This is a genomic window from Mycobacterium sp., assembly GCF_019247615.1.
Lineage (GTDB): Bacteria > Actinomycetota > Actinomycetes > Mycobacteriales > Mycobacteriaceae > Mycobacterium.
This window is the reverse complement of sequence record NZ_JAFBAT010000032.1, coordinates 1-9,760: the sequence shown is the minus strand read 5'-3', so window position 1 is coordinate 9,760 and position 9,760 is coordinate 1. Positions and strand designations below refer to the sequence as shown.

General features: G+C 66.4%; 9 protein-coding genes and 2 pseudogenes. 9 read left to right on the top strand and 2 right to left on the bottom strand.

The window, feature by feature from the left end:
* Positions 1–180 (top strand): annotated as a pseudogene (locus JO059_RS02315) (DNA-3-methyladenine glycosylase 2 family protein); the annotation flags it as partial.
* Between the two features lie 86 nt (positions 181–266).
* Entirely contained in the window at positions 267–815 is a 549-nt protein-coding gene (locus tag JO059_RS02310; protein ID WP_293314467.1) for a DNA starvation/stationary phase protection protein, read from the top strand.
* Here JO059_RS02310 and JO059_RS02305 read toward each other — a convergent pair.
* The gene (locus tag JO059_RS02305; protein WP_293314470.1) at positions 812–2,194 is read right to left on the bottom strand and encodes a chloride channel protein; all 1,383 of its coding nucleotides are present in this window, start codon (positions 2,192–2,194) and stop codon (positions 812–814) included. The two genes, JO059_RS02310 and JO059_RS02305, sit on opposite strands and share 4 nt — an antisense overlap.
* Before the next feature lie 166 nt (positions 2,195–2,360).
* Between JO059_RS02305 and JO059_RS02300 the strand changes: the two genes are divergently transcribed.
* From JO059_RS02300 to JO059_RS02270, 7 genes are all read left to right on the top strand, one after another.
* A complete protein-coding gene (locus tag JO059_RS02300) occupies positions 2,361–3,353 on the top strand; it encodes a pirin family protein (protein WP_293314465.1) in 993 nt (330 codons plus the stop codon).
* A gap of 2 nt (positions 3,354–3,355) precedes the next feature.
* On the top strand, positions 3,356–3,988 hold the full coding sequence (locus JO059_RS02295; protein ID WP_293314463.1) for a TetR/AcrR family transcriptional regulator: 633 nt from the start codon (positions 3,356–3,358) through the stop codon (positions 3,986–3,988).
* A gap of 54 nt (positions 3,989–4,042) precedes the next feature.
* Positions 4,043–4,984: a class I SAM-dependent methyltransferase gene (locus tag JO059_RS02290; RefSeq protein WP_293314462.1), complete on the top strand. Its 942-nt coding sequence runs from the start codon at positions 4,043–4,045 to the stop codon at positions 4,982–4,984.
* Positions 4,985–5,019: 35 nt separating this feature from the next.
* Positions 5,020–5,952, top strand: a complete 933-nt coding sequence (locus JO059_RS02285; protein ID WP_293314469.1) for a class I SAM-dependent methyltransferase — start codon at positions 5,020–5,022, stop codon at positions 5,950–5,952.
* Between the two features lie 214 nt (positions 5,953–6,166).
* Entirely contained in the window at positions 6,167–7,606 is a 1,440-nt protein-coding gene (locus JO059_RS02280; protein WP_293314460.1) for an aldehyde dehydrogenase family protein, read from the top strand.
* 55 nt (positions 7,607–7,661) lie between these two features.
* Entirely contained in the window at positions 7,662–8,522 is an 861-nt protein-coding gene (locus JO059_RS02275) for an SDR family oxidoreductase (RefSeq protein WP_293314458.1), read from the top strand.
* Between the two features lie 15 nt (positions 8,523–8,537).
* Entirely contained in the window at positions 8,538–9,506 is a 969-nt protein-coding gene (locus JO059_RS02270) for an NADPH:quinone oxidoreductase family protein (RefSeq protein WP_293314456.1), read from the top strand.
* 7 nt (positions 9,507–9,513) lie between these two features.
* Here JO059_RS02270 and JO059_RS02265 read toward each other — a convergent pair.
* Positions 9,514–9,760, bottom strand: a pseudogene (locus JO059_RS02265) (PE family protein); the annotation flags it as partial.

Here is a 9,760-nt window from a genome sequence, read left to right as displayed (position 1 = left end):
CCGAAAATGATCGGTTGGACACTGTTGGGCCACACGGTGGATGACGCGGGAATGCTCGAGCTGCTGGAGCCGATGCGCCCGCACCGCCACCGGGTGGTTCGGCTGCTCGAGGCCAGCGGCCTGGCGTACGAACCGCGTCGGGGCGCGCGGTTGCCGGTGCAGCGGATCAGCCGGTTGTGACATGCCACGCGCACGGCCCAAGTTTTCAGCAACGGCCACCGGGTACCCCGTCGTGGACGTTGACCGTGTGCGAACCAGGAGAATCGATGACGCAGTTCACCATTCCGGGAATCACCGACAAACAGGCGGTGCGGCTGACCGAATTGCTGCAAAAGCAACTGAGCACCTACAACGATCTTCATCTCACGCTGAAGCACGTTCACTGGAACGTGGTGGGCCCGAACTTCATTGGCGTGCACGAGATGATCGATCCCCAGGTGGAAGCGGTCCGCGGTTTCGCGGACGACGTTGCTGAGCGCATCGCGGCCCTCGGCGGTTCGCCGCAGGGCACCCCGGGAGCGATCATCCGGGATCGCACGTGGGATGACTACTCGGTCGGCCGCGACTGCGTCCAGTCGCATCTGGCGGCGTTGGACCTCGTCTACACGGGCGTCATCGAAGACATCCGCAAATACATCGAGGAGACCGAGGAGCTTGACCCGGTCACCCAGGATCTGCTGATCGATCAGGCCGGGGCGCTGGAGAAATTCCAATGGTTCGTGCGGGCGCATCTCGAGAACGCCGGGGGGAAGCTCGCCCACGAGGGCTCGGCCACCGAGACCGAGGCCGCGAGCAGCGTGCGCAGCAGTTCCTAACCGCTGTCGTCTCCTGACTGATCGTCCGAGATCCGGCGCACCCGCTCGGCCGCGGCCGTTTCCCGATCGAGGCGCTGCGCCTCGTAAATGGTGACGTTGGTGCGCGACATCAGCAATGCCGCAATCCCTACGGCGAGGATGGCACCGGGCACCACCGAGAACGAGCCGGTCATCTCCGCGACCATGATCATGATCGCCAGCGGCGCGCGGGCGACACTGCCGAAGCACGCCATCATCCCGACCACCACAAAAATTCCAGGCTCGTGCGGCACGCCCGGCAGGCCGCACAGTTCACCCAGGCGCCAGATCGCGGCTCCCACGAAAGCGCCGATGACGATTCCGGGTCCGAACAGCCCGCCGGATCCGCCGGTGCCGATCGACAGCGACGTCGCGAGGATCTTGGCGACCGGCAGGGCGACGACGATCCATAGCGGGATGCCCAGCAGCGACCCCCGATTGGACGCCAGCTGCGCCCAGCCGTAGCCGCTGCTGAGGATCTGCGGCATCAGCAGCCCGAGCAGTCCGACGAGCAGTCCTCCCAACGCCGGCTTGAGCACCCGACCGCCGGGCAGCCGGCGCACCAGCCGCACCGAGCTGTGGAAGGTGCGGGCGTACAGATAGCCGATTGCTGCGGAAACGACGCCGATCACCAGGAACCACACCAGCGGCCCGGGCTTCTCGAAGCGATACTCGGCGTCGATGTAGCCGAACAGCGGATCAAAACCCAGGAATGCCCCGAGCACCGCGTATGCCGTCCCCGAGGTGATGAATCCGGGAAGCAGGCAGCGATAGTCGAAATCGTCGCGGTAGGGGAGCGAGGCCGCCAGCACCGCCCCGCCCAGCGGCGCGGCGAAGATCGCGCCGATGCCCGCACCGATTCCCAGCGCCACTGCGATCCGGCCGTCCTCGTCGGACAGGTTCAGCCGTCGGGTCAGCAAAGACGAGAAGCCGGCCGAGATTTGCGCGGTCGGCCCCTCGCGCCCCGCCGAACCGCCCGAGCCGATGGTCAGCGCGCTGGCCACCAGCTTCACCAGGACGGCACGGAACCGGATGGCGCGGGGATCACCGTGCACTGCTTGGATGGCTTCGTCGGTGCCGTGGCCGGTCGCCTCGGGGGCCAGCTTTGCCACGATGAAAGCCGACAGCAACGCGCCGCCGGTGGTCACCAACGGAAGCGCCCACGGGCGCTGAAAGCCCTGAGACCCGCGGCTGCCGCCCTCGCCGACGGGCGTCGGCATGTGATAGCCCCCCAGATAGCCCAGCAGAAACTCGCCGGTGTATTTCAGCGCGAAATAGAAGACGACGGCGCCCAGGCCGGAGATGGCGCCGATCGTGATACCGAGCAGCAACCACTTCTGCAGGTAGCCCGACTTCCTGATGGACGCACCGAAGCGTCCGCCCGCGGCGGCGACTGGTGCCGGGACGGGCTGGGGTTCGTGCTCTCCGTCGCCTTCCCCCGCCTCATGCACCCCGTCATCCTATGACAACCCGGAATAATCGGACTGCGGTCCGGTTATAGGGATGACAAGAACCGAGGAGGTCGATATGCCTGCTGTGACGGCGGACACGCTTGAGTTGCCGCGGCTGCGCCCCGCGGGCTTGAGCGATACCGAACGGCCCGTCCGGTCGATCACCGCCGGTCCCCGCGGGTACGAGGGTGAGGGGTTCCCCGTGGTCCGCGCCTTCGCGGGCGTCAGCACCGCTGCGCTGGACCCGTTCGTGCACATGGACCAGATGGGTGAGGTGGAATACCAGCCGGGCGAACCCAGGGGCACCGACTGGCATCCGCACCGCGGCTTCGAGACGGTCACCTACATGATCGACGGGAAGCTCGCTCACCAGGATTCCCATGGTGGCGGCGGAGTGATCACAGACGGCGCCACGCAGTGGATGACGGCCGGTTCGGGCGTCCTGCACATCGAGACTCCGCCTGCGGAACTCGTCGAAAGCGGTGGCGTCTTCCACGGGATCCAGTTGTGGGTCAACCTGCCGAGGAGCGACAAATTCGCCACTCCCCGGTATCAGGCCATCGAAGGCGGCGACGTCAAGCTGGTCGCGTCCGAGGACGGCGGGGCGCTGGTCCGCATCATCGCGGGCGAGGTCGGCGGCCACAGCGGGCCGGGCATCACCCACACGCCGATCACCCTGGCGCACGCGACGATCGAAAACGGCGCCCGGCTCAGCGTTCCATGGCGGCGAGATTTCAACGCGTTGGTTTACGTCCTGTCCGGGAGCGGCTACGTCGGTCCGGTCGCACACCCGATCCGTTCGGGTCAGTTGGCCGTGCTCGGACCGGGCGATCGGATCACGATCGGTGCCCGGCAGAAACAGGACTCGTCGCGGACTGCACCCGTGGGGGCAGCGGATGTGCTGCTGTTGGGCGGCCAGCCGATACGCGAGCCGGTGTTCCATTACGGGCCCTTCGTGATGAATACCCGGGCGGAATTGGTCGAGGCTTTGCAGGACTATCAAGCGGGGAAATTCGGCAGCATCCCGCCGAACGCGTTAATGCCACATCGCGGCGGTGGCACACTTTAACGGTGTCGCCAGTGGCGAGTCGCCGGCCGGGCCGTCCGCCCGCGGCGAAATCGGACGATACGCGCAAGCGCATCGTGCGCGCCGCTCGCCAGGTGTTCAGCGAACGTGGCTATGACGGAGCGACTTTCCAGGCGATCGCCGTACGCGCCGACCTCACCAGACCGGCGATCAACCACTACTTCTCCAGCAAGCGGGTGCTGTATCGGGAAGTGGTGAATGAAACCAACAAACTCGTCATCACGGCCAGCATCGAACGCGCTGAACGCGAAACCACCCTGATGGGCCGGCTGACCGCGTTCATCTCCATCGCCGTGCAGGCGGATTCCGTAAATCCTTCAGCGGCAGCGTTTTTGGTAACAAATGTGCTGGAATCGCAGCGACATCCCGAACTCAGCATGACCGAAAACGATGTCGTGCCAATTAGCCGGCAATTTCTCATGCGCGTCGTCAACGACGCCCTGGAACGCGGTGAGATCGCCGCCGATACCGATGCTTCCGCCTTGGTCGAGACCCTGTTGGTCGTGCTGTGCGGCGTGGGCTTCTACGCGGGCTACGTCCGGACCTACGAAGAGATGCTGGCCATCTCCGACATGCTGCGACAGCTCTTGGAAGGCGGCCTCTGGCGGTCCACGTGAGATGGCGCACAAAGCGCATAGGCTAACTAACTTATTCGGTAGCATGGTGCCGACATGACTGATGTGGACGCCTCGTTACCGCCTTCACTACGGGCCGCCGGCGACAGCTGGACCATCACCGAACTCGTCGGCGCCACCGCGCTCGGCGTTGCCGCTGCGCGCGCCGTGGAAACGGCGGGTCCCGAACCGCTGATCCGCGACGAGTTCGCGCGGACGTTGGTGTCCCCCGCCGGGCCGGCTTGGGCCCGGCTGACGGACCCCGAGCTGGCCTGGCTCGATGGTGACGAGCACGGCCGACGGGTGCATCGGCTCGGCGTCGACTACCAGGCGGTGCGCACCCACTTCTTCGACGAGTACTTCGGCGACACCGTCGCCGGCGGAATCCGCCAAGTCGTGATCCTGGCCGCCGGCCTGGACTCACGCGCCTACCGCCTGCGGTGGCCGGCGGGCACCGCGGTATACGAAATCGACCAGCCGAAGGTGCTGGAATACAAGACCCGAATCCTGGAATCGCATGGCGCTGTGCCGCGCGCCCGGCGGCGCGCCGTTCCGGTGGACCTGCGCGACGACTGGCCCGCGGCACTGAAGGCCGCCGGCTTCGACCGCGGCCAACCGACCGCGTGGCTCGCCGAGGGCCTGCTGCCGTACCTGCCCAGCGAAGCGCAGGACCGGCTCTTCGAGATGGTCACCGGCCTCAGCGCGCCGGGCAGCCACATCGCCGTCGAGGCTTTCGGTCTCAACTCGAACGGCAACATCCAGCGCTGGCGCCGGATGCGCGAGCGCCTCGGCCTCGACGTCAATGTCCAGGCGTTGACCTACCACGAGCCCGACCGCTCGGATGCCGCCCAGTGGCTCGCCGACCACGGCTGGCAGGTGCGTGCCGTGAACAACCGCGACGAGATGGCCCGATTGGGCCGTCCGGTGCCCGCAGACCTGGCCGACGAGGCCGTCCGCAGCACGCTGCTGCGGGCGAGCATCGACGGGTCGTCCAACTGACCGAGCATGACATAAGGAGCGACGCGATGAGTTCTATGCGCACCCACGACGACACCTGGGACATCAGGACCAGCGTCGGCAGCACCGCGGTGATGGTGGCTGCCGCCCGCGCTGTGGAAACAGAGCGGCCCGACGCGCTGATTCGCGACCCGTACGCCAAGCTTCTGGTCACCAATGCCGGCGCCGGCGTCTTGTGGGAGGCCATGCTCGACCCGGACGTCGCGGCCAAGGTCGAAGCCCTCGACGCCGAATCCGCGGCCCAACTCGAGCACATGCGCAGCTACCAGGCCGTGCGGACCAACTTCTTCGACACCTACTTCGCCGACGCCGTCGCCGCCGGAATCCGCCAGGTGGTGATCTTGGCGTCGGGGCTGGATTCGCGCGCCTACCGGCTGGACTGGCCGGCCGGCACCACGGTGTACGAGATCGATCAGCCCCGGGTGCTCGAATACAAAGCCACGACACTGGCCGAGCACGGCGTCGTCCCGTCGGCCGATCGGCGCGCGGTGGCAGTCGATTTGCGTCAGGACTGGCCGGCCGCGTTGCGCGGCGCCGGCTTCGACCCGTCGGCGCGGACCGCATGGCTGGCCGAGGGGCTGTTGATGTACCTGCCCGCCGAGGCTCAGGACAGGCTGTTCACGTTGATCAGCCAGCTGAGCCCGGCCGGTAGCCGGGTCTCGGCGGAGACCGCACCGGCACACGCCGAGGAGCGGCGCCAGCAGATGCGCGAGCGGTTCAGGAAGGTGGCCGACGAGCTCGGCCTGGAGGAGACGGTCGACGTCGGGGAGCTGATGTATCGCGACGAACATCGGGCCGACGTCGCGGACTGGCTCAACAACCACGGTTGGCGCGCCCGCGCGCAACGTTCCACCGACGAGATGCGCCGGATGGGGCGCTGGGTGGACGGCGTGGTGATGGCCGACGGCCAGGACGCATTCTCCGATTTCGTGATCGCGGAGCGGTTGTAGCGCCCCGCACCATTCACGACTCGCGGCCCCGCCGCGTAAGCAGCGACTAGTTCGGCGTGCGCGAGCCGTTCTCTGAGGCCGGCCCAGCCGTGCGCCAAATCCGGCACGCCGGCGATGCGCTCCCAACCGGATGGTTAGGATCGCGGTTATCACCGATTGAGTGGGCGCCCGCCACGCGGCCAACTCTGCTCGGGTCTGCTCGGGAAGGACAACGATGACCACCGAATCCGTCGCGCCGAAGACATCGGAATCCACGAACGGGACCCCCTCGAAATTCGAAGCCAAACCGGTGGACATCCCCGCTACGGTGGCACGGCTTCGCAAGACCTTCGCCACCGGACGCACCCGCGACATCGAATGGCGCAAGCGGCAATTGCTGCAGCTGGCAAAGCTGATCGAAGAGAACGAGGACGCGATCGCCGCCGCGCTGCTCGACGATCTGGACCGCAACCGCGTCGAGGCGTACATCGCCGACATTGCGACCACTGTGGCCGAGGCAAAGTACGCCGCGAAGCGGGTGCGCCGGTGGACCCGACGCAGATACCAACTTCTCGAATTACCGCAGTTGCCCGGTCGCGGATGGGTGGAGTACGAGCCGTACGGCACGGTGCTGATCATCGGCGCCTGGAATTACCCGTTCTACCTGACGCTGGGCCCGGCGGTCGGGGCGATCGCCGCCGGAAACGCGGTGGTGCTCAAGCCCTCGGAGATCGCGGCGGCGTCGTCGCACCTGATGGCGGAGTTGGTGCCCCGCTACCTGGACAACGATGCGATCGCGGTGGTCGAGGGCGATGGCGCGGTGAGTCAGGAGCTGATCGCGCAGGGACTGGACCGCGTGATGTTCACCGGCGGCACCGAGATCGGACGCAAGGTATACGAAGGCGCGGCACCGCACTTGACGCCGTGCACGCTCGAGCTCGGCGGTAAGAGCCCGGTGATTGTGGCCGCCGACGCCGACATCGACGTCGCCGCCAAGCGGATCGCCTGGATCAAGCTGCTCAACGGCGGACAGACGTGCGTGGCCCCGGACTACGTGCTGGCGGACGCGTCGATCCGCGACGAACTCGTCGACAAGCTCGGCGCCGCCATCACGAAGTTCCGGTCGAAGGAGCAGCAGGGCATACGCATTGTCAATCAGCGGCAGTTCGACCGAATCACCAGTTACCTTTCCGGCGACGATGGCAAGATGACCGTCGGCGGCGAGTCCGACCCGGCGACGCTGCGAATCCAACCGACCGTCGTCGTCGATCCCGACCCGAACGGCCCGCTGATGCAGAACGAGATCTTCGGGCCGGTCCTCCCGGTGATCACAGTCCAATCCCTCGACGAGGCAATACGTTTCGTCAACTCGCGACCCAAGCCGCTGTCCGCGTACCTGTTCACCAAGGCGCGTGAAACCCGGGAGCGGGTGATCAAGGAGGTCCCGGCCGGCGGCATGCTGGTCAACCATCTGGCCTTCCAGGTCTCGACGGCCAAGTTGCCGTTCGGTGGTGTCGGCGCGTCGGGCATGGGCGCCTACCACGGCAGGTACGGTTTCGAGGAATTCAGCCACCGCAAGGCGGTGCTGACCAAGCCGACGCGTCCCGACTTGTCCAGCTTCATCTACCCGCCGTACACCGACATGGCTTTCAAGATCGCTCGCAAGCTGTTCTGACCCGCAATAACCAATTCCGTTGTAGGCCAATCGCTTAACCGGAGAAAGGAACCTGATGCCCGGAGTGCAGGATCGTGTCATCGTCGTCACCGGAGCCGGTGGGGGACTGGGCCGCGAATACGCCCTTACCCTGGCCCGCGAGGGCGCCAGCGTAATCGTGAACGACCTCGGCGGCGCGCGTGACGGCACCGGCGCAGGCCACAACATGGCCGACGCGGTGGTCGAGGAGATCAAGGACGCCGGGGGCCGTGCGGCCGCCAACTACGACAGCGTCGCGACCGAGGACGGTGCCGCCAATATCATCAAGACCGCACTCGACGAGTTCGGGGCCGTGCACGGCGTGGTGAGCAATGCCGGGATCCTGCGCGACGGCACGTTCCACAAGATGACGTTCGAGAACTGGGACGCGGTGCTGAAGGTGCACCTCTACGGCGGGTACAACATCATCCGCGCCGCGTGGCCCCATTTCCGGGAGCAGAGTTACGGCCGGGTCGTCGTCGCCACCTCGACCAGCGGATTGTTCGGCAACTTCGGGCAGAGCAACTACAGCGCGGCCAAGCTCGGCCTCGTCGGATTGATCAACACCCTGGCGCACGAGGGCGCGAAGTACAACATCCACGCGAACGCGATCGCCCCCATCGCGGCGACCAGGATGACCCAGGACATTTTGCCGCCGGAGGTGTTCGAGAAGCTGACGCCGGATTTCGTCGCGCCGCTGGTCGCGTACCTGTGCACCGAGGAATCCTCGGACAATGGATCGGTTTTCATCGTTGGCGGGGGCAAGGTGCAGCACGTCGCGCTGTTCCAGAACGATGGCGTGAACTTCGACACGCCGCCGTCTGTGCAGGACGTCGCCGAGCACTGGGCCGAGATCACCGACCTCTCGGAAGCGAAGAAGGCCGGATTCTCGCTTTAAAACCTGTAGAAAGCCATGAAAGCCTGTGTGGTACAGAAGCTGTCCGGCCCGGACGGCATGGTGTACACCGACGTCGATGACGTCCACGACGACGGCGACAACGTCGTCATCGACGTGCGCGCCGCCGGAGTCTGCTTTCCGGACCTGCTGCTGACCAAGGGCGAGTACCAACTGAGGTTGCCTCCGCCGTTCGTTCCCGGCATGGAGGCCGCGGGCGTGGTGCTTTCTGCGCCGCGGGGGTCGGGTTTCCTTGTGGGAGAACGCGTTTCGGCGTTCGGCTTCCTAGGCGGCTACGCCGAACAGGTAGCCGTTCCCGTACCGAACGTGATGCGCAGCCCCGCGGAACTCGATGACGCCGAAGCGGTTTCGCTGCTGGTGAACTACAACACCATGTATTTCGCGTTGGCCCGCCGCGCCGCCATGCGCCCGGGCGACACGGTGCTGGTGCTGGGTGCGGCCGGCGGCGTGGGTACGGCGGCGATTCAGGTCGCACAGGCCATGGGCGCCAAGAAGGTGATCGGCGTCGTGCACCGCGAGGCCGCCATCGACTACGTCGCGGCGTTGGGCGCCGACCCGGTGTTCCCGTTGTCCGACGGTTGGGCTGACCGAGTGCGGGAGTACACCAAGGGCCGGGGCGTGGACATCGTCGTCGATCCCATCGGCGGGCCGGCTTTCGACGACGCCATCCGCGTCCTGGCGATCGACGGCAAGCTGGTGGTGATTGGCTTCGCCGCGGGCGGTATTCCCACCGTCAAGGTCAACCGGCTGTTGCTGCGCAACGTGAGCGTGGTCGGCGTCGCGTGGGGCGAGTACCTCAACAAGGTTCCCGGATCGGCGGCCTTGTTCTCATGGGGGCTAAGCCAATTGGTGTTCCTGGGGCTCAGACCCCCCCCGCCGCAACGCTATCCGTTGTCGGAGGGCCAGGCCGCGTTGCAGAGCCTTGCCGACGGCGGTGTGCTCGGCAAGGTGGTGCTCGAACCCTAGGCGTCGATCACATGAGGCCCGGATGTGGTGTGCCGCTGATGATCGTCGTGACCGCATTGTCCAATACGAAGAATTCGATGCCACCCGCGACAACGGTCAGTCCGATGTCAGCCGCGAGCGGATCACCGAACGCATTGACGAGGCCCATGGGATCGCCACCGAGCGCCTGCCCGACGCCGCCCAGGAACAGGTTGACGTCATAGGACGGGACGGAGAGCAGGAGTGCGGACCCAAGGTCTGCGGTCGGAAGCAGC